This window comes from Hydrogenophaga sp. BPS33, assembly GCF_009859475.1.
Lineage (GTDB): Bacteria > Pseudomonadota > Gammaproteobacteria > Burkholderiales > Burkholderiaceae_C > Hydrogenophaga.
In genome coordinates, this window is sequence record NZ_CP044549.1 from 1,161,487 (window position 1) to 1,186,568 (window position 25,082).

Below are 25,082 nucleotides of genomic sequence, written 5' to 3' on the forward strand. Positions count from 1 at the left end.
AGAAACCGGTTTGCGGAACGCGCCGGGTGCTTCGGTTCCGGCGCGGTGGCTCAAGCCGACGTCAAGGCCGGCCCAGGAACAGGTACAGCCCTGTATAGCCGCGCGGCGCGCTCACGATGCTCAGGTACAGCGGGCCGATGCCGGTGTCCGCGCCCACGAACAGGCTGGAGCCAGTGCGCATGTCCTTGAACGAGATGTCGCGCCGCGCGGTCCAGGCGTTGCCGGCTTCGATCGAGCCACCGACGAACAAGGCGCGTGCCACGCCCACGCTGTACGGCAGGCGCTGGTAGTAGGTGAGGCGGCCGAACACCAGGTAATTGCCCGCGAGCTGGCCCACGCGGTAGCCCGACATCTGCTGGAAGCCGCCCAGGGCGTATTCGTCGAGCGCGCCGATGGGGATCTGGCTGGCGTAGGCGATGCGCGCGCCCAGGTTGAAGGTGTGCGGGCCCCAGCTCTTCACGGCGGTGGCCGTGCCTTCCAGTCGCGTGAAGCTGCCGCTGTTTTCCTCGTCGCGGAAGGAACGGCGGCCCATCACGATCTCGCCCTTGGCCCGGTAGCCGCGCGAAGGGAAATTGGCGTAGTCGAGCTGGTCGGCCAGCACGGCGGCCCGCACGCCCAGCTCGCTCCACACCAGGGAGCCGTGCGCGTCCTGTGGCAACACGCCCGCGATCAACTCGGGCTTGACCTTGCGGCGCGCGGCCACCAGGCCCACGCGCATGTCGCCCACATTGCCCAGCAGGCCCATGGGCCAGCCCAGGTCCACGCCCACCTGCACGCCTTGGCGCTGCAGCAGGGCCAACATGTCGCCACCGGGGGTGAAGTACTCCACGCGGCGCAGGCTCGCGTCTACATAACCGGAGACAAATCGGTCGCTGCGCAGGCTCAGTGGCTGGTAGAGCTCGGAATACAGGCCCAGCGTCTCGCCCAGTTGCACGCGGTTGCGCCACTCCGCGCCGCTGTCGTTGAGCCAGTGCCGGTTGTGGCTGATGCGCAGGTTGAAGGCGCCCTGGCCTTCGAAGTCGGTGCGCAAGTCCAGCCCCACACGCAGGTAGTTCGGTCCCCAGGTGTTCTCGCGCAGGTGCACGGTGAGGTCTTCGGCCCCATCGCCACGCCGCGCCAGGCTGTAGTCCACGCGCTCGTAGTCGCCGGTGGCCGCGAGTGTCTGCAGGTCGCGCTCGAGCGTGGGCACGTCCAGCGACTGGCCAGGCGCCGATTCCAGGGCTGTGGCCAGGCGCGCCGCGTGCGCCTCGTTGACGCCTTCGAACTTCACCGAGGCCACCCTGCCGATGCGCGCGGCGTTGGCCTGCGCCTGCGCCGCGCGCGTGGCAACCCATTGCTGGTAGCGCGGCGCATCGGCCGAAAAGCGCTTGAGCGCCTCGCTCACGGTTTGCGCGTAGTCGTTGCCGATCTTCACCAGTTCGGCGGCCTTGCCGAAGTCGGCCGAAGAAATCGTGCCCAGCGGTGGGGTGAGCAACAAGTCGTCGGGGGTCAGGGTGGCGATGCTGGCCTGCACGTTCTGCTCGGTCAGGATGTTCACCATCTGCGTGGTGATGCCCACCACGCTGCCCAGTGTTTCGCGCCCGGCCAGCGGGGTGCCGATGTTGATGGCGATGACCACGTCCGCCCCCATGCGGCGCGCCACGCCCACCGGCAGGTTGTCCACCAGGCCGCCATCGCCCAGGATGCGCCCGTCCACCTCCAGCGGGGAAAACACGCCCGGCACCGACATGCTTGCGCGCAGTGCGGCGGCCATGTCGCCATGGTCCATCACCACGGCCTGGCCGGTCTCCATGTCGGTGGTGACGGCGCGAAACGGTGTGGGCAGGCCGTCGAACGTGGCCAGATGCCGGGTGGACAAGGTGTAGCGGCGCAACAGCATTTCCAGCGAACGCGTGGACACCGCGCCGGTGGGCAGCACGAACTGCCCGTCGCGAAAGCCGAGCATGAGCACGGGCGAGAGTTCGAAGTCTTCTTCCTTGCGGCGCTGCGAGAGTCGTTGCCGGGGCTCGCGGCGGTCGAACAAATCGCCCCAATGCACCGACAGGATCTCGCGTTCGAGCTCGTCCACGGTCATGCCGCTGGCGTACAGCCCGCCGATGATGGCGCCCATGGAGGTGCCGACGATCAGATCGACCGGCACCTTGGCCGCTTCCAGGGCCTTGAGCACGCCCACGTGCGCGAAGCCGCGCGCGCCGCCACCCGAGAGCACCAGGCCCACGCGGGGGCGGGGCACGGGAGCGGGCTCTTCGGCTGCTGCGGCTGCCGGGGCTGGCGCGGCTTGCGCGTGCGCGGGATGGCCACCGAGCAGGACGAGGAAGAGCAGGGCGGTGATCAGGCCACGGTGGGCGAAAGGGAGCAAGAGGGAGGGCATCGACGTCACCAGGTGCTGCAGGGGCCGCGCTGGATCGCGGCGAGGCCGCCAGTGTAGAGGGGTGCCCAAGCGCGGCGCTGCAGGGACATGTGTCACCGAGTGGTCATGTGCCCGGTAGCGGGCTCCAGAAAAGCGCAGCGCTTCGTGGTAATTTGCAGCCTCCTTTTTTGCACCACACGGGACACCCCATGAGCGACATCCTCGTCCACACCGAAGCCGGCGTCTGCACCCTCACCTTCAACCGGCCCGACAAGAAGAACTCCATCACCGCCGACATGTACGGCGCCCTGGCCGACGCGCTGCAGGCCGCGCAAGACGACGCTGGCGTGCGCTGCGTGGTGTTCCAGGGCAACGAGACCACTTTCAGCGCCGGCAACGACATCGCCGACTTCCTGAACAACCCGCCCGCGACCGTCGACTCGCCGGTGTTCCGCTTCCTGCGCGCCATCGCGCAGTTTCCCAAGCCGATGGTCGCCGCCGTGTGCGGCCCGGCGGTGGGAGTGGGCACGACGATGCTGTTCCACTGCGACCTGGTCTACGCGGGCGACAACGCTGCCTTCTCCATGCCGTTCGTGAACCTGGGCCTGTGCCCGGAAGCCGCGTCCAGCCTGCTGGTGCCGCAGATGCTGGGCTACCACCGCGCGGCCGAGGCGCTGCTGCTGGGCGAGCCGTTCATGGCCGAGGCCGCGTTGGAAGTGGGCCTGGTCAACCGCGTGCTGCCGCCCACGGAGGCTGCCGGTTATGCCCAGGCGGTGGCGCGCAAGCTCGCCGCCAAGCCCTTGAGCGCCCTGGTGGAGACCAAGCGCCTCATGAAAAAAGGCCAGGCCCGGCAGGTGATGGAGGTCATGGCCGAGGAGGGAGCGAGCTTTGGCCGCATGCTGCGCGAGCCGGCGGCCAAGGAGGCGTTCGGGGCGTTCATGGAACGCAGGAAGCCGGATTTTTCGAAGGTTTGAACAAAGCCCGGCATCGATGGCAATTTGTCTGAATATATAGACAAATTTTGCATAAATGTCCATAATGTTGGACAAATGACCAACTCGGAGCACATGGTGGTATTGGAGCGCCAGTTGCTTTTGCAGCTAGGCGACAGACTCAAACGCCTTCGCAAGGCCCAAGGCATCAGCACGGTGGACATGGCTGAGCGCGCGGGCATCTCGCGCACCACCCTGGGTGCCGTCGAAGCAGGCGATCCTGGACCTTCGATCGGCACTTATCTGCGCGTCATGTCGATCCTGGGCATTGGGGGCGAGCTCGCATTGTTGGCGGGAGATACGTTGCAGCCCGGACCTGCTGGCAGTGCCGCCGCGCGGTCGCGTCGCGCGCGACCGGTGGTGCAAGTGCGGGTGTCGACCGATACATCTCAACATCAGCTGCAGGACCTGCAAAGCCTGGTGCTTCATGAGGAAGCGGTGCGCATGGTACGTGCCGATCCATCGCTGTTGCACCAAGTCCAGAAAACGCTGGAACGCTGGCTGCGCGCGGGGCCTTCGCGCTCCAGCGGTTTGTGGAAGGAATGGCAGGACATTCTGGCCCACGGTCGATGGCGAAAGGCATTGGGGCGCACGCGGAGGGCGCAGGAACTGCGTCAGGCGTCTCCCTTGACGACGGTGCTCCCCGACACGATGCGCAAGCGCATCCTGGCGCAGGTCGGGGATCTCAAGAGAGGTGTCACGTTGGGTGATGTGGACAGCGGAGAAGTCCCATGACCCGCGAAGAACTCGAGCACATCCGACGGTGGTGGAACGCCATTGCCGGTGGTGATTCCGGCGGACCCATTTGATGGACGCGCGATCACCACCTGTCGACATCGCCCATCAGTTGGCGAGCACCCGTGCCGTACTCGACCGCCACCTGCACGGCGCGATGCAGTCTCTGCATCTCTTCGGCTCTGCGGTGTCGGGCGGTCTGAAGCCGCACAGCGACATCGACCTGCTGGTGACCGTGGACGCGCCGCTGCCCGAACCTCAGCGGCGCGATTTGATGACCGCTCTGCTGCGCGTGTCTGCCTGGCCGGGCACCGATCCCGACCTGCGCGCGCTGGAGGTGACCGTGCTGGTGCTCGGCGATGTGCTGCCGTGGCGCTACCCGCCCCGGCGCGAACTGCAGTTCGGCGAGTGGTTGCGCGAGGACTTGTTGCGCGGGGTCTTCGAACCGCCCATGCCGGACCACGATCTCGCGATTCTTCTGACCGAGGTGCGGGGGCACAGCCTGTGTCTGATGGGACCGGTGGCCGAGCAGCAGTTCGAGCCCGTGCCGCGTGCGGACATCCAGCGGGCGCTGCTCGACTCGGTTGCGCAGTGGAACCAGGAAGCCGATTGGCAAGGCGATGAGCGCAACGTGGTGCTGGCCTTGGCGCGCATCTGGTTCAGTGTGGTGACGGGCGGCTTTGCGCCGAAGGACGTGGCGGCGGATTGGGCGTTGCCGCGTTTGCCGATGGGATTGCAGCCCGTGTTGAGGCGTGCTCGGGATGCCTACCGGGGGGACTCGGTGGATGAGCTCGCCGATCATGGGGCGGAGTTGGCCGCCTGGGTGGCGCATGTCAAGGCGGGCATTTATCGCGAGGCCGACGGGATGTCGCGGAGCGACGCAGGCCTCACGCCGCCGAGATCGAGTCCGTGTAGATGAAGCTGCTGCACGCCGCCACGAAAGCCCGGGGCGTCTGCCGGTCCCCGACGCCATAGACGCGCACACCTTCGCAGCGCATCTTGAACACCAGCGGCGCGAAATCGCTGTCGGAGGACACGATGCACACCGCGTCGACCAGGCCCGCGTTCACCAGGTCCATCGCGTGCAGGCACAGCGTGATGTCGGCCGCGTTCTTGCCCCGCGCGAAGGAAATGAGGTGCACGGCCTCGATCGCGTTCGGGTTCAGCAAGCTCTTGAAACGCTTCATCTCGGAGCGCGACCAGTCGGCAAACGCGCGCTTGACGATGAGCGTGCCGTAGCAGGCGGCGCGCAGCAGGATGGCGCGGATGAGCGTGTGTGAGACGTTTTCCGCGTCGATCAACACGGCGAGTCTTTGTTGCTTGTGTCCCAGCTTGGGCATGCGGCTTTCCCCCTGTTCGGTTCGGTGGACAGCCGCCGCCACGTGACAGGGTGGCGGCGGCCCGAACGGGCTGAGAACCGGCGCTTCCTCGCGAAAACCGGCAGGCCTTGCGACCTCCCGTCCGAGCCGCCAAAAGCTTGCACGAACAACGAAGGCCGCTGCTACCAGCGGTTTGCAGCGACCTTCAGGTCGCGGGGAAACGGCGGGTTCTCAGGCCCGGCTCACCTTTTTCGTGAGCGGGGGCGACTTTAACCCATGCCGATCCGGGCACCAATGGAAGAAACCCGCTCAAGGCGTTGGCAGTCCGCTGCCTGATTTCGTTCAAGCGGTGCAGATTTCCTCGGCGCCCAGCGCCACGGCCCACGATGCCACCAAGGCGTCCACTTCTCCTGCGCCGGCCACCCCAAACACATAGTTGTCCGGCCGCACGATGGCCGCCACGCACTGGTGGCGTTGAAACCAGGCCTCGGCCACACCATCGGTCTCCAGCGCGTCCTGCGTGCCGAGCGCCACCACGCGCAATCCCGACGTGGGCAGCACCGCCTGGCCCGCCGCCAGCACCAGCCGCCAACCGTGACCCGCGACGGTGTCCATGCGCTGGCGGCCGTTGGCCGTGAGCAACCAGGGCTGCGGGAACAGGCTGCCGCGCGCGGCATGGTCTTGCTGCGCCAGCAAGCCGGTGCTCAGCGGCGGCAGGATGTCCTGGCGCGGCGTGTCTTTCACCACGCCGTGGCATTGCGCGAGCATCGCGGCGTCGCGCTCGCGCGCCTGCACGACGTCGCGCACACAGATCACCTCGCCCACGTGTTTGATGCGGCTGGTGAGCTCGCGCACGTGCGCCTTGCGCTCGGTGCCGTAGCTGTCGAGCAGGCGTTCAGCGTTCGCGCCCTTCACCTCGCCACGCAGCACGGCGGCCAGTTTCCACGACAGGTTGGCCGCGTCGCGGATGCCCTGGCACATGCCCTGGCCCAGGAACGGCGGCTGCATGTGCGCCGCGTCGCCGGCCAGGAACACGCGGGCCTGGCGCCAATCCTGCGCCACCAGGGCGTGGAAACGGTAGCTGGCCTGGCGCCACAGCTGGCCGTCTTCGGGCGTGAGCCAGCGCGAGAGCAGGCGCCAGGTGGCCGCGTCGCTGGCCATCTCGCGCGGGTCTTCGCCGGTTTTCAGCGAGATCTCCCAGCGGCGGTGGTTCTTCGGGCCGATCACCAGCGTGCACGGGCGCTCGGGCTCGCAATACTGCACGCTCACCCGGGGCAGCTTGGCCAGGCCGCGTTCGTTCACCAGCACGTCCACCACCAGCCAGGGCTCGTCGAAGTCCAGGTCTTCGAGCGGCATGTTCAGCTGCGTGCGCACCGCACTGGAGCCGCCGTCGCAGGCGATAGCGTAGCGCGCGCCCACGGTCTTCGTCCGATCACCATCGCGGATGGACAGCGCCACGCGCGCGCTGTCCTGCGACACCGCCGTCATCTCCACGCCGAGGTCCATCACCACGTTCGGCAGTTGCGCCACGCGTTCGCGCAGCACGCGCTCCACCTCGGGCTGGGTGAACACCATCGAGGGCGTGTAGCCCTGCGGATAGGGCGGCGCGACCATGGTCATGCGGCGGATCAGTTGGCCGTCCACACCGAAGTACTCGGAGGGCGTGAACGGCTCGCAGAAAGGCGCCACGGCATCGGCCACGCCCAGCTGCTGGAACACGCGCATGATCTCGTGGTCCAGCGCGATCGCGCGCGGAATCTGGTAGACATCCTTGAGCCGGTCGCACACGTACACGCTCAGGCCGGCCTGGCCCAGCAGACCTGCGGCCACCACGCCCGAAGGCCCGCAGCCGACGATGGCGACATCGAACACCTTCTGCTCCATGATGATCAGGCCTGTTCGTTCACGATCGGGTTGACCAGGGTGCCGATGCGCTCGATCTCGACCTCGTAGCTGTCGCCGGCCTTCATCCACACCGGCGGCGTGCGCGCCTGGCCGACGCCGGCCGGCGTGCCCATCACGACCACGTCGCCCGGCTCCAGCGTGAGCACCTCGGCCAGCAGCGCGATGGTCTCGGCCACGTTGAAGATCATGTCGCTGGTGTTGGCGTCCTGCATCACCTGGCCGTTGAGCCGACCCTGGATCTTCAGGCCCACGGCGCCCGGCGGCAGTTCGTCGGCGCTCACCAGCACCGGGCCGAAACCGCCGGTGGCGTCGAAGTTCTTGCCGATGGTCCATTGCGGCGTGCGCTTCTGGTAGTCGCGCACGCTCATGTCGTTGAAGGGCGCGTAGCCGAACACGTATTGCAGCGCGTCGGCTTCCTGGGTGTGGCGCGGCACGCGCTGGCCGATCACCACCGCCATCTCGGCCTCGTAGTCGAACTTCGACGACACCTTGGGCACCACGCCGGCCGCGCCGTGCGCGATCAACGAGGAGGCGCCGCGCAAGAAGAACCAGGGGTAGTCGGGCTTGTCGCGGCCGCCTTCCTTGGCGTGGTCGAAGTAGTTCAGGCCCAGGCAGACGATCTTGCCCGGCTCGGGCACCAGTGGCGCCAGCTGCGCGCTCGCCAGCGGCAGGCGTGCGGTGCCGCTGGCAACGGCGGCGCGCGCGGCGGCCAGGAGGTCGACGCCGGCTTTCAGCGCGTCCCGCAGGTCGGCGGGCACGTGCGCTTGCGCCTCGTTCAGGTCGATCAGGTCTTGGCCATCGACGACGGCCAGGCGGGTGGCGCCGTCGCGCAGGTAGGTGGTGAATCGCATGTGCTGGAGGCTTTCAAAAAATCAGGAAGGAACGAAGAGGACGCGGCGTTGCGCTTCCTTCAGGGTGGTGGAGGGTGGGGCGGAGATGCCCCATTGATCGACGCGCCCGGGTGGCCATTTCCAGTCGGCCGGTCCCCGGGGTTGGTAGGTCTCGTCCACCTGTTCCACCTCGGCGGTGTATTCGATGACGATGCCGAACGGGTCGATGAAGTAGTTGAAGAGGTTGTCGCCCGGGCCGTGGCGGCCTGGGCCCCACTGGATCGGGTGGCCCGCGTCCTTCATGCGGCCGCCGCCGCGCATCACCGCATCGCCATCGGGCATGAGGAAGGCGATGTGGTTGAGCGCGTCGTTGTCGGCCACGCCCACGGCCAGCGTGTGGTGGTCGCGGTTGCAGTTCATGAAGGCGATGGCCACGGTGCGGTCGGCCAGCGTGAAGCCGAGGGCCTCGGTGAGGAAACGCTGCGTGTCGTCCACCGCGTGGCTGTTGAGCACCACGTGCGTGAGGCGCACCGGCGTGTCGCGTTGCGGGCCACGGTCTTCCAGGCGCGTATCGCCGTGCACCACCTGGAACACGCGGCCATGCGGGTCGCGCAGCGTGAGGCCGGTGCCGCCCGCCGGGTTCTTCGTCAGCGGACCGATGGGCGAGGCGATGGCACCACCCGCGCGCGGCACGGCTTCGGCCACGGCCTGCAAGGCTTCGGCGCTGCGCGCGCGCAGCGTCACCTGGCGGATCTTGGGCGTGTCGCCACCGTTTGCATACAGCGCGAGCAGGTGGTGGTCGGCGCCGCTGCCGCGCAGGTAGACGGCGTGTTCGCTGCGGTGCGATACCTGCAGGTGCCACACCTCGGTGTAGAAGGTTTCGGCGCGCGCGAGGTCGGGCACGTTGAGCGCCACGCTGCGCACGCCTTCGATCCAGGGAGAACTCATGGGGTGGTCACTTTCATGGGCCGGGCCAGGAAGCGCTCGGCGTTGTGTTGCAGCAGTTGCGCGGTGACCGCGCCGTCGAAGCCGGCGGCTTCGATGCGTTGCACCGGCGTGCGGTCATGGAAGTTGAACGGGTAGTCCGTGCCCACCATCAGCTGCGTGGCGCCGAAGCTCGCCACCAGGTGGCGCAGGGTCGGCGTGTCGAACACCAGGGTGTCGTAGAACAGCCGGCGCGCCTGTTCGGCCGGGGACTCGACCACCGCTTCCTTCAAGGCAGGAAACACGCCCCAGCCCTGTTGCAGCCGGGGCAGCAACGAGGCCAGCGTGCCCCCGCCGTGGCTGAACGCGATGCGCAGGCCGGGCCGGCGCACCAGCAGGTTGCTGGTGATCACCGACGCGGCGGCCAGGCCCACGTCGCTCGGGTAGCCCAGCACCTGCTGCAGCGGCGCGGGTCCCACCAGGCGCTCCATGCCAGCCGGGCGGATGGCGTGCACGAACACCGCCGCGCCCAGCGCCTCGCAGGCTTCGAAGAAAGGATCCAGCGCGGGAGCACCCACGGGCACGCCGTTGATGTTGCTGCCGATCTCCACGCCCGCGAACCCCAGCGTCTGCACCACGTACTCGAGCTCGCGGATGGCGAGATCCACGTCCTGCAGCGGCACCGCACCCAGGCCCGCGAGGCGGCCACCGCTCTCGGCCACCATGGCAGCGATCTGGTCGTTCAGGTAACGCAGCAATTGCTGCGCGTCTACGGCGTCCATCCAATAAGACAGCAGCTCGGGCATGGGCGAGACCACCTGCAGGTCCAGGCCCATCGCGGGCAGGTCCTGCAGGCGCTTGGCCACGTCCCAGCACTTGTCCGACACGGTGCGGTAGTTCTTGCCCGCGATCATCACGCTGCGGTGGCAGGGCTGCGCCGGCGCCATCGAAGGCCAGTCCGCCGGCGCACGGCGGCCGATGTAGGCCGGGAAGTTCTCGGGCACGACGTGCGCGTGCACGTCGACACCGCCACAGGCACAGCGCATCGCGGAAGGCACAGTCCTCACTCCGCCGTGATGCCCAGGGCCTTGACGATGTCGCGCCAGCGCGCGTGCTCGCCGCGCATGAAGGCGTCGAACTCGGCCACCGACATCTTCTGCTCCGCGAGCGACCCCAACTGCTGCAGGCGGGCCGCCACCTCGGGCTGGCGCAACACGGTTTCGATGTCGCGGTTCACGCGCGCCACCACGTCGGACGGCGTGCCGGCGGGCGCGAACACGCCGTTCCAGCCGGTGTACTCGAAGCCGGGGAAGGTCTCGCTGAGCGCAGGCACGTGGGGCATGGAAGCCTGGCGCTGCGCCGTGCTGATGGCCAGTGGCTTGATCTGGCCGCTCTTGATGAAGGCGGTGAGCGCGGCGTCGGGCAGGCAGACCAGTTGCACGCGCCCGCCGATCACGTCCTGGATCGCCTCGGGTGCCTTGGTGTAGGGCACGTGGTTGAGCTTGACGCCGGCCTTGGCGGCCACGCTGTCGGCCAGCATGCCGGAGAAGGTCTTGGGCCCTTCGGTGGCGATCGAAACCGTGCCCGGCTGCGCCTTGGCCATGGCGATGGCCTCGGCCAGGTCCTTGGCCGGGAAGTTCGCGGCGGCGGCGATCACGAAGGGGCTGCGGCCCACCAGGCGCACCGGCACGAAGTCCTTCACCGGGTCGTAGGGCAGGGCCTTGAAGGTGAAGGCGTTGGTCACCATGGCGGCGGTGGTCGCGTAGTAGAAGGTGTAGCCATCGGCCGGCGAGCGTGCCGCGGCCTGGGCGCCGATCACGTTCTGCCCACCCGGCTTGTTGTCCACCACGATCGACTGGTTCCACAGCCGGCCCAATTGGTCGGCCAGGTAGCGCGCCAGGATGTCGGGACCCGCGCCCGCCGGTTGCGAGAGGATGAACTTGATCGGGCGCTGGGGCCAGGCGGGGGTCTGGGCTTGCAGGGCGCTGGCGAAGGGCAGCAGCACGGCGGCGCGGGCGAAATCTCGGCGTTGCATGGGCTTGTCTCCTGGAAGTGGTGCGGCACCGTCGGGCGGCCCGTCATGGGGTGAAAACAGCCCGCATGCTAGGGATCCCTGCTTTATCTGACCAGACGATGACGTGGATTCATAGAATCCATGCCATGGATATTCGACATGTCGACCTGAACCTGCTCGTGGTGTTCGACGCCATGACCCGCCACCGCAGCGTGGGGCGGGCGGGCGAGGCCCTGGGTTTGAGCCAGCCGGCCACCAGCGCGGCGCTCGCGCGTTTGCGCGCGGTCTTCGACGACGCGCTGTTCGTGCGCGCCGGCACCCAGATGAAACCGACACCGCGCGCGCTCGAACTCGGGCCGGTGGTGCACCGCGTGGTGGAGACCATCAACCACGAGATCCTGCAGCAGGCCAGCTTCGAACCCTTGAAGGCCGAGCGCAGTTTCACCCTGCTCACGCCCGACATCGGCGAGGTGGCGTTTCTGCCAGGGGTGCTGCGGCGCTTGCGGCACGAGGCGCCTTCGGTGCGCTTGCAGGCGATTGCCAAGCCCCGCGAGGCGGCGGCCGAGGCGCTCACCTCGGGCGATGCCGATCTGGCCGTGGGATTTTTTCCCGACCTGAAAAAGGCCGGCTTCTTTCAGCAAGGCCTGTTCAAGACCTCATACGCCTGCATCGCCTGCGCGCGCGTGGGGCCAGGCATGGCGCGCATGACGCAGAAGCAATACCTGGCCGCACGCCACGTGGTGGTGCTGCCCGATGGCCGCGAACACCTGCTCGACCGGTTCCTCGACACCAAGGGCTGGCGCCGCCACGTGACGCTGGAGTTGTCGCACTTCATGAGCCTGCTGGCGCTGCTGCCCGGCACCGACCTGATCGCGACCGTGCCCGAGGACATTGCCACCGTGATGGAGCGGCACATCCCGATCCGGCGCATCGGATTGCCGTTCAAACCGCCGGTGATCGAGGTGCAGCAGTTCTGGCACCGGCGCATGCAGAACGACCCCGGGCACCGCTGGCTGCGGGGCCTGTTTCACGAGGTCAACCGGCGCGAGGCGAATGCGCGGATGCCTTAGCTCTTCGACGTACTGGTGGTCCCGGTCGTGGTGGTCGTGGTCGTGGTCGTGCTGGTGGTCGTCGTGATCGTGGTGGCGGTCGTGCTGGCCTGCGTTGTGCTCGGCGCCGAGCCTTGCACTTCCGGTGGGATATTGCCAGTGATGTGCCGGGCAGGCGATGCCGTCGCCATGGCCATTTCGCGTTGCCCGCGCAGGTTGTGCGCCCGCAGCCGGGCAAACAACTGGTTGGCCTCACCTTCCAGTTCGCCGAACTCCTTGAGCGCCAAGGCCCGTTGCGCATCGGTGAGTTCTTCTGCAAATGAAAGCGTGAAGTCCTGGGGTTGGTCGTCGTCCGAATCCGACTCCATGGTCCGGAAGCCATGGATGTTTCCATCGCTCGTTTCGAAGTAATAGTCGTCGTGCTCCTGGGACAGGACGACGTGTTTCAGCGTCGTGTGGGTTTGGAGCATGTTCACCAGCGCGAGGGCGGAGCGCAGGGAGGTGTGGCAGCGGTCGAGGTTGAGGTACCACAGCGTCTTGTTGTGCTGCAGCGAGCTGACGAGAGTGCCCAGAATGCTGGTCAACACAACGCCACCATTGAAGGTTATCGATTGCAGCCCGAACGTTGGCGCTGCCATGGCGTGGGCCAGGGCCGCGCAAGGACCTGCCATCGCCAGGTCGCCCCCCGCGCGTTGGAATTCGCGCAGGTTGTCGCCCGCTTCCTGGGGAAGTTCGCCTTCTGACCACTCGAACTGGGTCAGGCACGGGCAAGAGGCGCTCAGCGATGCCACCAGGGGCAGTACGCTCAGGGTCGTCGGGTCTGTCGGCAGCACGCTCTCGCCCACGATGGTGAGCTGGGCCAATGCGGCATGGCCTGTCAACGGCTTGATGAAGACTTCGTTCAGACTCTCGCCGTTGGCCACACTGGCTTCTACCGAGACCGTTTTCAATGTGGCGAACTCGCGCACGGTCCACATGAATTCCTGGTATTGCGGCTGCAGGTGCGGTTGACCGTAGTCGATCGAGACCGGGTACTGCGGATCGAGATCCCAACCCACGGAGGAGAGCTGGGGGCCGGTGGACGGAAACTCGTCGATCTGGGTGTGCAAGGCGAAGAAGGACGGGTGGCTCACGTGGATATGCGTGAGCGTGCTGCAGTCCGCCAGGCCCCTTGCCAGGGTCCTGTAGTGCTCCATCTCTTCCTCATCGGGCGCTTGCTGCTCCATCCATCCGAACTCGATCGCTTGCAGCCGACTCTGGGCGAAGGCCCGCGCCACCTTGTCGGGCGCTTCCAGCACACCGTTGAAGACGATTTCGGTGAGCGAGCTGCGTTCGGATGTCAGCAGCGCGGAGAGGAAGTTGTTCACCGCTTTGGGCAGCCAGTAGTACGAGTTGGCATCGGCACGTTCGGGGAACAGCACGAGTCGGCGGACGGGCAAATCCTCAAGGGCCTCGATCATCAGGTTTGGCAGGATGGGATCCCAGTCGTGGGCCTGCTGGAGGACGAGCTTGAAGGGATCGGGTCTGTCTCCTTCCGGGGTATCCGGCCAGGTGATCTGGTTGAAGGCGGCGAAGACCTCCAGGAATATGTTGTGCGCCTCGGACCGAATCAGGTCGTCGTACACCTGCTGTTCGTCGTTCTTCTGGTACGGGTATTCGGTGCCGATGGCGATGAAGCGTAGAAGCGCCTCTACCCGGGGTAAGGCCGAAGAGGGCAAGGGCAGCAGCGCGGACAGCCACTCGTCCAACAGATCCTGGGAGACCTTGTCGTACGTTCGCTGGCGTTTGGCTTCGTTGTTCGTGTTCTCGTATGGATTGGGGCGCTTGCCAGCCGCAGAAGAATTGCCGGAGGGGGTGTCGCTGAGTCTGCTCATGGGGGAAGTTCGCCTGCATCGGATTTGGGATGCGGGTGCGTAACGGCGCCCATTCGCTGGTTCCGGTCCCACGAGCGTGGCGCATACCCCTTGCCCCATCGTTTCGCAGGGGGCGGGCGAAAGAAAGGATCAGCCGCTGACGAGACACCCTTTCTCAGTCCAGGCTCAGGTTCAGTTGTTTCACCACCGGCTCCCAGCGGGCGGTATCGGCCTGCATCTGGGCCTCGGCGACCCGGCGTGTGCTGCCCACGCCCCGCAGGTCCAGCGCTTGCAACCGGGCTCGCACGTCCGGCTCCGCCATGATGGCGCTCGCGTGCCGTTCCAGCTCGGTCGCGATCGGCTCCGGCAGTTTTCCGGGCGCCTGCAGCACCAGCTTGAAGCCGATGTCCAGCCTGGGGTCGTTGAGCGCCTGGGCCAGCGTCGGCACGTTCGGTGCGAGCGCGGAGGGTTCGGCGGACGACACGGCCAGGGCGACGAGCTTGCCGGCCGCCACGTGCGGCAGCACCGTTGGCGTGGCCAGGAAACCGCAATCCACCTCGCCAGCGAGCACGGCGGTGGTGGCCGGCGCGGGCCCACGGTAGGCGACGTGTTCCATCCGGGCGCCGGTGTGGCGCAGAAACATCTCCGCGGCCAGGTGGCCAGGCACGCCGGCACCGCCCGAGGCATAGGTCATGCGGGTCGACTTCGCGCGGGCCACCAGTTCGGACGCGGTTTTGACCTTCGTGCCTGGATGGCAGACCAGCATCTGGGTGAAGTTCGCCAGCACCGAGAGGTTCATCAGGTCCTTGTGCGCGTCGAACCTGAGCCGGGGATAGACCAGCGGATTCACCGTGACGACCGTGTCGGGGCTGACCCCGAGTGTGTAGCCGTCCGCGTCGGCCGCGGCGACCACGCCAGCGGCCAGGCTGGTGCCGGCGCCCGGGCGGTTCTCCACGATGACGCTTTGCCCCACGCGCTGCGACAGCCGGTCGGCAAAAAGCCGCGCAGTGATGTCGGAGGGCGCACCGGGCGGTGAGCCGACCAGCACGCGGATGGGTTTGGTGGGGTAGGCGCTGCTTTGCGCCTGCACGGCGGTGGTGGCCCACACGACAAGCGCGAAGGCGGTCAGGATGGGACGAAGGGTCCGCTGGTTCATGGGGTCTCCTGGTGGTGGGTGGGTTGGAGTGCTGCCGGTGTTCAATTCCCGGTGAACATGGGCGGGCGCTTCTCCAGTCGGGCGCGCATGCCTTCGTGTTTGTCCTGGGTCGAGAACAGGGTCTGGAAGGAGCGCCGCTCGAACCGTAACCCACTCTCCAGTCCGCTGTTCATGCCTTCCAGCACCGCTTCCTTGATGAGCCGCAGTGCCAGCACGGGCCGTGCCGCCAGCTCGCTGGCCACCTGCAATGCGCGGGCTTCTACCTCGTCGTCGCTCACCACCTCGCTGGCCAGGCCCAGGGCCAGGGCCGCGTCCGCGCTGAAGGGTTCTCCCCGCAGCAGGATGTGGAGCGCGGCGAACTTGCCCACCGCTTGCGTGAGACGCTGCGTGGCCCCGCCTCCGGGCATGATGCCCAGTGTCACTTCGGGCTGCCCGAAGCGAGCGCCCTGCCCGGCGATGAGAATGTCGGCGTGCATCGCCAGCTCGCAGCCGCCACCGAGCGCGTGGCCCTTGACGGCGGCGATCACCGGCTTGCGGCAACCGGCGATGGCGCCCCACAGCCGGTCCATCTGGCGCTCCATGATGTCCGCCGGTGTGGCGTCCACGTACTCGTTCAAGTCTGCCCCGGCACAGAACGCGCGGTCGCCGCCCGCCAGCACGATGACGCGGATCCTGGCATCGAGGTCGAGCCGGCCGAAGGCCCGCGCGAGCGCCTGGCGCAACTCGAGATTGAGTGCGTTGAGCACGGCCGGGCGGTTCAGGCGCAGCAGCGCCACGCCTTGTGCAGGCTGCTCTTCGAGCAGGACCTCGCTCATGGTGCCGTGCCCGTGAACCGGGGTGCGCGCTTCTCGAAGAACGCGGCAACCGCCTCGGCATGGTCGGTGGTGTGGTGGGCCAGACCCTGCAGCCGGCCGGCGGCGTGCAGCGCCTCGTCCAGCGTGCCGGTGCGGGCCTGTTGCAGCAGCTGGCGCGTCCAGCGCAGCGCCTGCGGCGGGTTGGCCGCGATGCGGGCGGCCAGGCGAAAAGCCTCGTCGAGCAGCGCCTCGGGCTCGACCACGCGCGAGACCAGGCCGATGCGCAGCGCTTCCTCGGCGTCGAGGGTGTCGCCGGTGAAGGCCATCTCGGCCGCGCGCGCGTGGCCAACCACGCGCGGCAGCAGCCAGCAGCCACCATCGCCGGGGACGATGCCGACCTTCACGAAGCTCTCGGCGAAGCGCGCGGTGGTGGACGCGATGCGCAGGTCGCACATGCAGGCGAGGTCGTTGCCGGCACCGATGGCAGGGCCGTTGACCGCTGCGATGATGGGCACCTGCAACGCCTCGAAGGCGCGTGGAATCCGTTGGATGCCTTCGCGGTAGCCCTGGGCGATCTGCTCGGGCGGGCCGGCGAACATGCCGGTGTGGTCGCGCATCTCGGCCAGGTTGCCGCCCGAGCAGAAGGCCGTGCCCGTGCCCGTAAGAATGGCCACGCGGATGTCCAGGTCGGCGTTGAGCGCGGCGAAGGTCTGCTCGAACGCCGCGAACATGGCCTCGCCGCTCAGGGCGTTGCGGGTCCGCGGCCGGTTGAGGGTGAGCAGCGCGACGTGACCGCGCCGTTCGACGCGGATGGCATCGTTCATACGCGGTCTCCCACGCGTTCGATGGCCATGGCCACGCCCTGGCCCACCCCCACGCACATGGTCACCAGGCCGTAGCGCCCGCCGATGCGCTGCAATTGCCGCGCCGCGGTAAGCACCAGGCGCGCGCCGCTCATGCCCAGCGGATGGCCAAAGGCGATGGCGCCGCCGTGGGGATTCACGTGCGCGGCGTCGTCGGTCAATCCGAGTGCGCGCGTCACTGCCAATCCCTGGGCCGCGAAGGCTTCGTTGAGTTCGATGACCTCGAAGTCGCCGATGTGCAAGTCGATCTGCTCCAGCAGCTTGTGTACCGCTGGCACAGGACCGAACCCCATCACGCGCGGCGCGATACCGGCACTGGCGAAACCCACGATGCGCGCGATGGGCCGCAGGCCGTGGCGCTGCGTGGCCGCTTCGCTGGCCAGCAGCAAGGCGGCGGCGCCATCGTTCACGCCCGACGCGTTGCCGGCGGTGACCGTGCCGCCTGCGCGGAACGCGGGCTTGAGCGCGGCCAGGCTGTCAGCGGTGGTGTCGGCGCGCGGGTGCTCGTCTTGCGTCACCACCGTGATGGCACCCTTGCGGCCGGGCACGTCGACCGGCACGATTTCCTGCGCCAGCGCACCCGCTCGCATCGCCGCCACTGCGCGCTGCTGGCTGCGCAGCGCGAACGCGTCCTGGTCGGCGCGCGAGATGCCGTGTTCCTGCGCCACGTTCTCGGCGGTCTCGCCCATCGCATCTACGCCGTACAGCGCTTCCATGCGCGGGTTGACGAAGCGCCAGCCGATCGTGGAGTCGTGCACTTCGGCATGGCGCGAGAACGCCGCCGTGGGCTTGGGCATCACCAGCGGCGCGCGGCTCATGCTCTCCACGCCACCGGCGATGGCGATCTGCGCCTGACCCGCGTGCAGCGCACGCGCGGCCTGCGCCACGGCTTCTAGGCCCGAGCCGCACAGGCGGTTGACCGTGACCGCCGGTACCTCGGCCGGCAAGCCCGCCAGCAAGGCGCTCATGCGGGCCACGTTGCGGTTGTCCTCGCCGGCCTGGTTGACGCAGCCGTAGACCAGCTCATCGATCCAGGCCGGATCGAGCGAAGGGTGCCGCGCCATCAGCGCGCGGATGGGGATGGCGCCCAGATCGTCGGTGCGAACGTCCGAGAGCGCGCCACCGTAGCGTCCGATCGGTGTGCGTACGCCGTCGCACAGGAATGCATCCATGTTCACAATCCCAGCACCCGTTCGGCGTTGCCGTGCAGGATCTTTTCCATGACCTCGGGCTTGTACCCGAGCTCGTCCCACTCGCGCAGGATGCGCTCGTAGGGCAGGCTGGGGTAGTCGCTGCCGAACATGATCTTGTCCTGCAGGCGGCCGCGGATGTCCACCTTGAGGTTGCCCGGGAAGTGCTTGGGCGCCCAGCCCGACATCTCCCAGTACACGTTGCCCTTGTGCAGCGCCACGGCGGTGGTCTCGTCCACCCAGGGCCAGCCGGGGTGGGCCATGACAATCCTCAGGTTCGGGAAGTCGGCCGCGAGCTGGTCGATGTGCTTGGGATGGGCGTGGCGCACCACGGCGCCGTGGCCGCCGGGCATGCCCGCGCCCATGCCGGTGGTGCCGACGTCGATCATCACCGCCGCGCCCATGGTGTTGATCTCCTCGAACAGCGGGTAGTAGCGGCGATCGCTCACGGCGAAGTGCTGCATGATGGGGTGGAAGTGAAAGCCGATGAAGCCCAGTTCCTTGACCGCCTTGCGGGCCTGGATCATCGCGATTTCGCCCTTGGCCGGCTCCACCGCGCCCCAGCACTGAATGACGCGCTGCGGATTCCGTTTCCACATGTCGTGCACGTATTCGTTGGTGCAGGGTGGTGCGGCGACGGTGGTCTCCAGGTCGAGCGCCACCAGGCAGGCCTCGACACCGGCGCCAGCGAACTCGGCGATCACGTCGTCTTCGCTCTTGCCCACCCAGTCCCGCTTCCAGTAGCGGGCGAGCTCGGCGGGGTAGGGTCCCTGGGACTCGACCCAGGTCGGCGTGCCCGGGTAGCAGTGCAGGTCGATGATGCGCATGGGGTTTCTCTCCTTCTCTCTGTCGTGTTCAGTGGGGAATGCGGCGGGCGGCTTCTTCTTCCGCGAGCTTGTGGGCGATGAGTTCACCGAGGGCCTTCTTGGATACCTTGCCGAAGGTGGAGACCGGAAAGTCCGGCAGCGCCTCCAGCCGCTCGGGCAGCTTGAATTTGGCGATTTCCTTGGTGAGCAGGAAGCCGACGAGCTCCTTCAAATGCAATGCATGGCCGGGCCTGAGGATCACGAAGGCGCACATCCGTTCGCCCAGGGCCTCATCGGGCATGGGCACGCAGGCCACGTTCTGCACCGCGGGGTGCATGAGGATCAGGTTCTCCACCTCTTCGGCGCTGATCTTTTCGCCACCGCGGTTGATCAGGTCCTTCTTGCGGCCTTCGACGATGTAGTTGCCGCTGGGGTGCTTGCGCATCAGGTCGCCGGAGCGGTAGAAGCCGTCGGGCGTGAACTGGCGCGCGTTGTACTCGGGAACGCCGAAGTAGCCGCGCAGCGTGTAGGGGCCGCGCACGGTGAACTCGCCGACCTCGCCATCGGGCACCTCGCGGCCCTCGTCGTCCAGCAGCAGCACCTCGTCGTCCTCGCACACCGGGCGGCCGCAGGTTTCGAGCTTGACCTCTTCCGGGTCGCTCGCACGCACGAACATCAGCGTGCCTTCGGACATGCCGAAGTTCTCCTGCACGAACACACCGGGGATCAGCGCGCGCGTCTTGGCGCGCACTTCGGGCTGCATGCGCTGACCACCGCTCTGAATGAGTTTCAGGCTGGAGAGGTTGAAGTGCTCGGCCGCGCCGTCGTTGATCAGCCGGATCAGCAGCGCGGGCACCACCTTCAGGTGGGTGACCTTGTGCTTCTCGATCAGCGTGAACATGTCCACTGGCCGGGTGTTGGCGTGCAGCACCACCTTGGCACCCTGGAACATGAAACCCTGGATACCCGGGCAGGCCAAGGGGAGGTTGTGCGCGATGGGCAGCACCAGCAACAGCACCGACTCAGCGTCGATCTCGCAAACCTCGGCCGCCACCTTGGAGTTGTAGGCGTAGTCGTTGTTGGTGCGCGGGATCAACTTCGGGATGCCGGTGGTGCCGCCCGAGAGCTGGAAGATGCAAGGGTCGGTCGGGTCGATGTGGATCTCGGCCAGGCGCGAGGCCGGCAGCGTGGCAGGCTTTCGGATCAGCTCGCGAAGCGAGACTTCGCCCGCGCCGGCCTCGCCGAGCACGAGGCGGAACTTCAGCGACGGGTTCTCGGCCTGCACGCGGGCGATCACCGGCGCGAAGGCGAAGTCGCCCGCGGCATCGGGATACACGCAGGTGGTCGCGCCCGAGAGCTGCACGAACTGGCTGATCTCGGCGTAGCGGTGCGTGACCAGCGCGGCGATCGGGATGCAGCCGATCTTCTGCAGCGCGAAGTACAGCACCACGAACTCGTGCACGTTGGGCAGCGTGGGCACCACGCGATCCAGCGGCTTCAGGCCCAGCTCAAGCAGGTTTAGCGCCAGGTTGGTGGTGGCGCGGTCCAACTCGGCGTAGGTGAAGCTCACATCGCCATCGATCAGAGCCACGCGGTTCGCGTGGCGCTTGAACACCGCGTCGAACTCCTGCGCCAGCGAGCGGTCCTGCCAATAGCCCTTGGCGCGGTAGCGCGCGGCGTACTCGGGGGGGAAGGGAACGAAGCCATCAAGCATGGTTGTCTCCTCGGGTGTTACGTCGAACTTGTGAAGCCGCCGTCGATGACGACGACCTCTCCGGTCACGAAGCGCATGCCGGTGATGAGGTTCAGCATCACCTCGGCCACGTCGTCGGCGGTGACGCAGCGTTTGAGCGGGGTGGCCTTGGCGCGCGCGCCCATGAGCGTGTCGTACTTATCCCCCAGCATGCGTTCCATCCAGTCGCCCTCCATCCAGCCCGGCGCCACCGCGTTCACGCGGATGTCCGGCCCCAGGTTCCAGGCCATCATCTTGGTCAGGCTCACCACCGCGGCCTTGCTGGCGGCGTAGGGCAGGGGCTGCGGGCCGGGGCGCAGGCCGACAATGCTCGCGGTGTTCACGATGCAGGGCTCGCCACCGGCGGCCTTGCACTGCTTCAGCAGCGGCACGGCCGCGCGGCTCACCTGGAAGTTGCCGCGCACGTTGACCGCGAAAGTGCGGTCCCATTCGTCGAGCTTGAGGCTCTCCAGATCCTTCACCTTCCAGGTTGCGGTGGTGCCCGCGTTGTTGACCAGGGCGTCGAGGTGGCCGAAGGCATCGCCGATCTTCGACAGCATCTGGCGCACGGCGGCATCGTCGCTCACGTCGCATTGCAGCAGCAGGGTCTTGGCGCCCAGGGCCTGGGCTTCTTCGGCCACCGCCTGCGCGGCCTTGGCGCTGGAGGCGTAGTTGATGGCCACGTCGAAGCCGGCCCTGGCCAGTGCCAGCACGGCGCTGCGGCCGATGCCGGTGCCGCCACCGGTCACGAGGGCTTTCTTGCGTTGGGTCATGGTGAGGTTCTCCTGTTGTATGGGTGAGTTCGTCCCGGGCGCCGGCTCGACCGACGCCTTCGGACGTTGGGGGAAAGCGGCTTACTGCGGCTGCACGCCGAGTTCGTTCACCAGGTGCTTCATCGCGCCCTGTTGCTGCACAAAGAAGGCGCGGGCCGCGGCCACGCTGTCCTGGCGCGGGTAGATGCCAAGCTCACTCAGGCGTGCGATGACCTCGGGCGAGGCGGTGATGCGGTTCACGTCGGCGTTGATGCGCTCGACGATGGCCGACGGCGTGCCCGCGGGCACGATGATCTGGAACCAGCCGATGGCTTCGTAGCCGGGGTAGGTTTCCGCCACGGTGGGCACGTCGATGCCGGGCAAACGCTGCGCCGAGGTCACGCCGATGGCGCGCAGGCGGCCCGATTTCATGTGCGGCAGCAGGCTGGGCACGCCGTCCACCGTGAGCGCGGCGTCGCCCGCGAGCACGGCGGCCACGGCCTCGGGCGGGGTGCGGTAGGGCACGGTGAACATGCCCATGCCGCCTGCCTTGCTCACCATCTCGCCGGCCAGGTGCGGCAGCGAGTTGAGCTGCGGCGCGGCGAAGTTCACCTTGCCGGGATGGGCCTTGGCGTGTTTCGCCAGATCCGCCATCGACTGGATGCCGCTGGTGGCGGGCACCACCAGCATCAGCGGGCTGATGCCCACCGTCACGGCCGGTGCCAGGTCGTGGTCGGGGTTGAACTGCGGGTTCTTGAACACCAGCGGCGTGATGGTGCCCATGGCCGCCGGCACGAAACCGATGGTGTAGCCATCGGGCGCGGAGCGCGCCAGTCCCGACATGCCGGGAATGCCGCCCGCGCCGGGCCGGTTGTCCACCACCACGCCCTGGCCCCAGGTGGTGGCGAGCTTTTCGCCGACGATGCGCGCGATCACGTCGGGCGCGGAGCCGGCGCCCACGGGCACGATCATGCGCACGGGTTTGGTCGGCCAGGCCTGGGCGATGGCGGGTGTGCCGACCGCCGCCAACAGGAACCAGGCTGCGTGCAGGAGATGGCGCTTGGAAATCGGTCTCATGTCATGTCTCCGGAGTCGTTGGTCTGTGATCCCCCGCCGATGGGGTGAAGCGGACTCTAGGGAAATGACAGGATTCCAATAAGATGGCGTGATTCGAAAAGTGATTCGAAAACGGTATCCCCCTCTGACGGAAAGAAGCGAGAAGCCACTGCATGAAGCTCGAACAGTTGCAACACCTGATGGCCATCGTGGAACACGGCAGCCTGCGCTCGGCCGCGCGGCGGTTGGACATGCCCCAGCCCGCGCTGACCCGCAGCGTGCGGGCGCTGGAGAGGGAGTTGGGCGTGAGCTTGTTTGCGCGGCAGACCACCGGCATGGTGCTGACCGCGGAAGGCGTGCGCTTTCACCGTCGGGCGTGCGTGATCTCCAGCGAGGCGCGGCGTGCGCGCGAAGAGGTGCAGCATCCCGGCCCCGGCTACGAAGGCACGGTGTCGATGGCGTTGTCCATCATGCCGCACCTGGGCATGCTGCCCGATGCCTTGCCGGTCTTTCGAAGCGCGTACCCCAAGGTCAGGCTCAACATCACGGAGAGTTTGATGCCATCGGTGGAAGGTGCGCTGCGCGACGGCAGTCTGGACTTCTACCTCGGCGCGGCGCCCTCACAGAAAACCGCGCCGGGCCTGGCCATGCAGCACCTGTGCGACAACACGCGCGTGGTGGTCTGCCGCAAGGGGCATCCGTTGGCGCGCGTGCGCAGCCTGAAGGCCTTGGCCGGCGCGGAGTGGGCCAGCACCACCATCGACCACAACGCCGAGCAAGACCTGGCGCAGCTGTTCAAAGCCCACGGCCAAGCCGCGCCGCGCGTGATGCTGAGCGCGCATTCGGCCTTGTCGGTGCAGGTGGCGCTGGTGCGGACCGATCTGCTGGCCATGCTGCCCCGGCAATGGCTGGACTTCGCGATGACGCGCGATCTGTTGGACGTGATCCCGGTGCGCGAGCGCTTGCCGGCGCCCGCCATCGTGCTGGTGCGCCGGCCCGACTTGCCGTTGTCGCCGCCGTCGGAGTTCTTCTGCGACGTGTTGCTGCGCGGCTTGCCCAGGGCATGAGACTCCCCGTAGCCGTCCCCCGATGCCTCTGGGGTGCGCAGGCTTGGGTGTGCGGGCCTTGTGTCCGCTTCAGCCGTGCGCGAGGCCGGCCGCTTGCACGCCGGCCATGCAGATCAGTTCGTCCTCATCGCCCGTGCCACCGCTGGCGCCCACGGCGCCCAGCAGTCGGCCTTGTGCGTCCTTGATCACCACCGCACCGGTCTGCGGCAGGAACTTGCCGTCCGACGTGGCCGCGAGCGAGACGAAGAAGTTGGGGTTGCCCTTGGCGCGTTCGCCCAATGTGCGGCTGGACACGCCCATGCCGACGGCACCCCAGGCTTTGGCGCGCGCGATGTCGAAGCGGAACATGCTCGCGCCGTCTTCGCTGGCGAAGGCCTTGAGGTTGCCCGCGGCGTCGAGCACCGCGATGCCCATGGGCTGGTAACCCATCTCCTTGGATTTTGCGAGTGCGGCGGTGATGATGGTTTGTGCGTGGTCGAGAGAGAGGGTCATGGTGAGATGCGATGGATGAGCCGGGTGGATGGTGTGTCTTGCTCTTTCGAGAGGGGCCGGTTTGCAGGGTCGAGGTGTTGGAGCGCAGAGGGAGTTCATCCAGAGGCATCGAGGGTCCGGCTCCGCCGGCCCAAGATGCCGTCCCCCCTCCAAGCGCCGCAGGCGCGCTAGAGAGGGGGGAAGCCGCGTCAGCGGCGCAGGGGGGTGTTCTTAATCCTCAGGTTTGAAGCCGGTGACCTTCACCACGTTACCCCAGAAAGCGTGATTCTCGCGGATGGCCTTGGTCAGGCCGTCGGGTGTCACCCGCATGACCTCCAGGCCATTCTTGTCGATCACCTCTTTCATCGCGGCCGAGGCGAGTGCATCGTTCACCGCGGTGTTGAGCGCGGCGACCTTGGCGCGGTCCATGCCTGCCGGGCCGTACCACGCGAGCCAGTCGACGAAGGCCACGTCTTTGTAGCCGAGCTCGGTCAGCGTGGGCGTGTCGGGCAGGGCCTTCCAACGCGTCGGGGCGGAGACCGCGAGCGCACGCAGGTTGCCCGATCGGATGTGCGGCAGCACCTCGCTCACCACGTTGAAGCTCACCGGAATCTGCCCGCCGCGCAGGTCGGTGAGCAGCGGCGCGCCGCCCTTGTACGGCACCGCCTGCATCTCCACGCCCGACTGCTTGCCCAGCATCGCGCCGGCCAGGTGCAAAGAGGAGCCGGTGGCCGGCACGCCATAGTTGGCCTGGCTCGGGTTGGCCTTGGCCCACTTCAGGTAGTCGGCCACGGTGCGGATCTCGGCCGGCAGGCCCGGGCCGGCCGTGAACACCGCCGTGTAGGTGACCAGGCCGGCGATGGCGGTGAAGTCGTTGAGCGTGTCGTAGGGCAGCTTCTTGAACACGTGCGGGTGCAAGGTCATCACCGTGCTGGGGCAGCCGAACAAGGTGTTGCCATCGGGCGCGGAGCGCTTGACGAATTCGGCCGCGATGCGCCCGCCCGCGCCGGGCTTGCTGTCGTAGATGATGGGCTGCGGGTACTTGCCGCGCAGGTTGTCGATCAGCGGCCGGGCGACCTGGTCGCCCAGGCCGCCGCCCACGGGGAAGCCCGACCACAGCGTGGCATTGGCCGGGGCCTGCGCCCATGCGGGCAGGCCGGTGGAAGCCAGGCCGCCGAGGGCCGCGCCCGCGCGAAGAAGGGTTCTGCGTTGCATCATGTTTTG

General features: G+C 67.7%; 23 protein-coding genes. 5 read left to right on the plus strand and 18 right to left on the minus strand.

What is annotated here, in order from left to right; all coding sequences use genetic code 11:
• Positions 1–61: 61 nt before the first annotated feature.
• The gene (locus tag F9K07_RS05520; RefSeq protein ID WP_159590171.1) at positions 62–2,371 is read right to left on the minus strand and encodes a patatin-like phospholipase family protein; all 2,310 of its coding nucleotides are present in this window, start codon (positions 2,369–2,371) and stop codon (positions 62–64) included.
• A gap of 188 nt (positions 2,372–2,559) precedes the next feature.
• Here F9K07_RS05520 and F9K07_RS05525 point away from each other — a divergent pair, with 188 nt between their 5' ends.
• The 3 genes from F9K07_RS05525 to F9K07_RS05535 all read left to right on the plus strand — a co-directional run bounded on the left by F9K07_RS05525 (position 2,560) and on the right by F9K07_RS05535 (position 4,996).
• Positions 2,560–3,324, plus strand: a complete 765-nt coding sequence (locus tag F9K07_RS05525; RefSeq protein WP_159590173.1) for an enoyl-CoA hydratase — start codon at positions 2,560–2,562, stop codon at positions 3,322–3,324.
• 75 nt (positions 3,325–3,399) lie between these two features.
• Positions 3,400–4,077, plus strand: a complete 678-nt coding sequence (locus F9K07_RS05530) for a helix-turn-helix transcriptional regulator (protein WP_159590175.1) — start codon at positions 3,400–3,402, stop codon at positions 4,075–4,077.
• Positions 4,078–4,150: 73 nt separating this feature from the next.
• A complete protein-coding gene (locus F9K07_RS05535) occupies positions 4,151–4,996 on the plus strand; it encodes an aminoglycoside adenylyltransferase family protein (RefSeq protein WP_159590177.1) in 846 nt (281 codons plus the stop codon).
• Here F9K07_RS05535 and F9K07_RS05540 read toward each other — a convergent pair.
• The 6 genes from F9K07_RS05540 to F9K07_RS05565 all read right to left on the minus strand — a co-directional run bounded on the left by F9K07_RS05540 (position 4,965) and on the right by F9K07_RS05565 (position 11,090).
• Positions 4,965–5,417, minus strand: coding sequence for an NYN domain-containing protein (locus F9K07_RS05540; protein WP_159590179.1), 453 nt, complete (start codon positions 5,415–5,417; stop codon positions 4,965–4,967). The two genes, F9K07_RS05535 and F9K07_RS05540, sit on opposite strands and share 32 nt — an antisense overlap.
• Positions 5,418–5,738: 321 nt before the next feature.
• Positions 5,739–7,280, minus strand: a complete 1,542-nt coding sequence (locus F9K07_RS05545) for a bifunctional 3-(3-hydroxy-phenyl)propionate/3-hydroxycinnamic acid hydroxylase (protein WP_159590181.1) — start codon at positions 7,278–7,280, stop codon at positions 5,739–5,741.
• A 5-nt stretch (positions 7,281–7,285) separates the two neighbouring features.
• Complete coding sequence (locus F9K07_RS05550) at positions 7,286–8,152, minus strand: fumarylacetoacetate hydrolase family protein (RefSeq protein ID WP_159590183.1); 867 nt, start codon at positions 8,150–8,152, stop codon at positions 7,286–7,288.
• Positions 8,153–8,173: 21 nt separating this feature from the next.
• Entirely contained in the window at positions 8,174–9,079 is a 906-nt protein-coding gene (locus tag F9K07_RS05555) for a VOC family protein (RefSeq protein WP_159590185.1), read from the minus strand.
• Entirely contained in the window at positions 9,076–10,113 is a 1,038-nt protein-coding gene (locus F9K07_RS05560; protein WP_236581804.1) for an amidohydrolase family protein, read from the minus strand. The genes F9K07_RS05555 and F9K07_RS05560 overlap by 4 nt, the downstream gene beginning before the upstream one ends.
• Before the next feature lie 5 nt (positions 10,114–10,118).
• Positions 10,119–11,090, minus strand: coding sequence for a Bug family tripartite tricarboxylate transporter substrate binding protein (locus F9K07_RS05565; protein ID WP_159590187.1), 972 nt, complete (start codon positions 11,088–11,090; stop codon positions 10,119–10,121).
• Positions 11,091–11,215: 125 nt separating this feature from the next.
• Between F9K07_RS05565 and F9K07_RS05570 the strand changes: the two genes are divergently transcribed.
• Positions 11,216–12,139: a LysR family transcriptional regulator gene (locus F9K07_RS05570; protein ID WP_159590189.1), complete on the plus strand. Its 924-nt coding sequence runs from the start codon at positions 11,216–11,218 to the stop codon at positions 12,137–12,139.
• Here F9K07_RS05570 and F9K07_RS31555 read toward each other — a convergent pair.
• The 9 genes from F9K07_RS31555 to F9K07_RS05615 form a co-directional block, all read right to left on the minus strand.
• A complete protein-coding gene (locus F9K07_RS31555) occupies positions 12,136–13,992 on the minus strand; it encodes a hypothetical protein (protein WP_201451515.1) in 1,857 nt (618 codons plus the stop codon). The genes F9K07_RS05570 and F9K07_RS31555 overlap by 4 nt on opposite strands.
• Positions 13,993–14,146: 154 nt before the next feature.
• A complete protein-coding gene (locus F9K07_RS05580; protein ID WP_159590191.1) occupies positions 14,147–15,127 on the minus strand; it encodes a Bug family tripartite tricarboxylate transporter substrate binding protein in 981 nt (326 codons plus the stop codon).
• A 41-nt stretch (positions 15,128–15,168) separates the two neighbouring features.
• On the minus strand, positions 15,169–15,942 hold the full coding sequence (locus tag F9K07_RS05585; RefSeq protein WP_159590193.1) for an enoyl-CoA hydratase-related protein: 774 nt from the start codon (positions 15,940–15,942) through the stop codon (positions 15,169–15,171).
• On the minus strand, positions 15,939–16,745 hold the full coding sequence (locus F9K07_RS05590) for a crotonase/enoyl-CoA hydratase family protein (RefSeq protein ID WP_159590195.1): 807 nt from the start codon (positions 16,743–16,745) through the stop codon (positions 15,939–15,941). Before F9K07_RS05590 ends, F9K07_RS05585 begins: the two co-directional genes overlap by 4 nt.
• Complete coding sequence (pcaF, locus tag F9K07_RS05595; RefSeq protein ID WP_159590197.1) at positions 16,742–17,956, minus strand: 3-oxoadipyl-CoA thiolase; 1,215 nt, start codon at positions 17,954–17,956, stop codon at positions 16,742–16,744. Before pcaF ends, F9K07_RS05590 begins: the two co-directional genes overlap by 4 nt.
• Before the next feature lie 2 nt (positions 17,957–17,958).
• A complete protein-coding gene (locus tag F9K07_RS05600) occupies positions 17,959–18,801 on the minus strand; it encodes an amidohydrolase family protein (RefSeq protein ID WP_159590199.1) in 843 nt (280 codons plus the stop codon).
• A 28-nt stretch (positions 18,802–18,829) separates the two neighbouring features.
• Entirely contained in the window at positions 18,830–20,494 is a 1,665-nt protein-coding gene (locus F9K07_RS05605) for a (2,3-dihydroxybenzoyl)adenylate synthase (protein ID WP_159590201.1), read from the minus strand.
• A 17-nt stretch (positions 20,495–20,511) separates the two neighbouring features.
• Positions 20,512–21,285: an SDR family NAD(P)-dependent oxidoreductase gene (locus tag F9K07_RS05610; RefSeq protein WP_159590203.1), complete on the minus strand. Its 774-nt coding sequence runs from the start codon at positions 21,283–21,285 to the stop codon at positions 20,512–20,514.
• A gap of 81 nt (positions 21,286–21,366) precedes the next feature.
• Entirely contained in the window at positions 21,367–22,341 is a 975-nt protein-coding gene (locus F9K07_RS05615) for a Bug family tripartite tricarboxylate transporter substrate binding protein (protein ID WP_159590205.1), read from the minus strand.
• Positions 22,342–22,493: 152 nt separating this feature from the next.
• Between F9K07_RS05615 and F9K07_RS05620 the strand changes: the two genes are divergently transcribed.
• Positions 22,494–23,387, plus strand: coding sequence for a LysR family transcriptional regulator (locus F9K07_RS05620; RefSeq protein WP_159590207.1), 894 nt, complete (start codon positions 22,494–22,496; stop codon positions 23,385–23,387).
• A gap of 69 nt (positions 23,388–23,456) precedes the next feature.
• On the opposite strand, the gene F9K07_RS05625 is transcribed toward F9K07_RS05620, so the two are convergent.
• Entirely contained in the window at positions 23,457–23,879 is a 423-nt protein-coding gene (locus F9K07_RS05625) for a GlcG/HbpS family heme-binding protein (protein ID WP_159590209.1), read from the minus strand.
• Between the two features lie 210 nt (positions 23,880–24,089).
• Positions 24,090–25,076 carry a Bug family tripartite tricarboxylate transporter substrate binding protein gene (locus F9K07_RS05630; RefSeq protein ID WP_159590211.1) on the minus strand — a complete coding sequence of 329 codons (987 nt, stop codon included), beginning with the start codon at positions 25,074–25,076 and terminating at the stop codon, positions 24,090–24,092.
• Positions 25,077–25,082: the final 6 nt, after the last annotated feature.

Bases quoted from the DNA above. Each gene is read 5' to 3' on its own strand.
- F9K07_RS05565 (WP_159590187.1), bottom strand. From the start codon at position 11,090: ATGCAACGCCGAGATTTCGCCCGCGCCGCCGTGCTGCTGCCCTTCGCC.
- F9K07_RS05610 (WP_159590203.1), bottom strand. From the start codon at position 21,285: ATGACCCAACGCAAGAAAGCCCTCGTGACCGGTGGCGGCACCGGCATC.
- F9K07_RS05530 (WP_159590175.1), top strand. From the start codon at position 3,400: ATGACCAACTCGGAGCACATGGTGGTATTGGAGCGCCAGTTGCTTTTG.
- F9K07_RS05600 (WP_159590199.1), bottom strand. From the start codon at position 18,801: ATGCGCATCATCGACCTGCACTGCTACCCGGGCACGCCGACCTGGGTC.
- F9K07_RS05585 (WP_159590193.1), bottom strand. From the start codon at position 15,942: ATGAGCGAGGTCCTGCTCGAAGAGCAGCCTGCACAAGGCGTGGCGCTG.
- F9K07_RS05620 (WP_159590207.1), top strand. From the start codon at position 22,494: ATGAAGCTCGAACAGTTGCAACACCTGATGGCCATCGTGGAACACGGC.
- F9K07_RS05525 (WP_159590173.1), top strand. From the start codon at position 2,560: ATGAGCGACATCCTCGTCCACACCGAAGCCGGCGTCTGCACCCTCACC.
- F9K07_RS05625 (WP_159590209.1), bottom strand. From the start codon at position 23,879: ATGACCCTCTCTCTCGACCACGCACAAACCATCATCACCGCCGCACTC.
- F9K07_RS05630 (WP_159590211.1), bottom strand. From the start codon at position 25,076: ATGATGCAACGCAGAACCCTTCTTCGCGCGGGCGCGGCCCTCGGCGGC.
- F9K07_RS05555 (WP_159590185.1), bottom strand. From the start codon at position 9,079: ATGAGTTCTCCCTGGATCGAAGGCGTGCGCAGCGTGGCGCTCAACGTG.
- F9K07_RS05550 (WP_159590183.1), bottom strand. From the start codon at position 8,152: ATGCGATTCACCACCTACCTGCGCGACGGCGCCACCCGCCTGGCCGTC.
- F9K07_RS05545 (WP_159590181.1), bottom strand. From the start codon at position 7,280: ATGGAGCAGAAGGTGTTCGATGTCGCCATCGTCGGCTGCGGGCCTTCG.
- F9K07_RS05580 (WP_159590191.1), bottom strand. From the start codon at position 15,127: ATGAACCAGCGGACCCTTCGTCCCATCCTGACCGCCTTCGCGCTTGTC.
- F9K07_RS05590 (WP_159590195.1), bottom strand. From the start codon at position 16,745: ATGAACGATGCCATCCGCGTCGAACGGCGCGGTCACGTCGCGCTGCTC.
- F9K07_RS05570 (WP_159590189.1), top strand. From the start codon at position 11,216: ATGGATATTCGACATGTCGACCTGAACCTGCTCGTGGTGTTCGACGCC.
- F9K07_RS31555 (WP_201451515.1), bottom strand. From the start codon at position 13,992: ATGAGCAGACTCAGCGACACCCCCTCCGGCAATTCTTCTGCGGCTGGC.
- F9K07_RS05520 (WP_159590171.1), bottom strand. From the start codon at position 2,371: ATGCCCTCCCTCTTGCTCCCTTTCGCCCACCGTGGCCTGATCACCGCC.
- F9K07_RS05605 (WP_159590201.1), bottom strand. From the start codon at position 20,494: ATGCTTGATGGCTTCGTTCCCTTCCCCCCCGAGTACGCCGCGCGCTAC.
- F9K07_RS05535 (WP_159590177.1), top strand. From the start codon at position 4,151: ATGGACGCGCGATCACCACCTGTCGACATCGCCCATCAGTTGGCGAGC.
- F9K07_RS05615 (WP_159590205.1), bottom strand. From the start codon at position 22,341: ATGAGACCGATTTCCAAGCGCCATCTCCTGCACGCAGCCTGGTTCCTG.
- pcaF (WP_159590197.1), bottom strand. From the start codon at position 17,956: ATGGATGCATTCCTGTGCGACGGCGTACGCACACCGATCGGACGCTAC.
- F9K07_RS05540 (WP_159590179.1), bottom strand. From the start codon at position 5,417: ATGCCCAAGCTGGGACACAAGCAACAAAGACTCGCCGTGTTGATCGAC.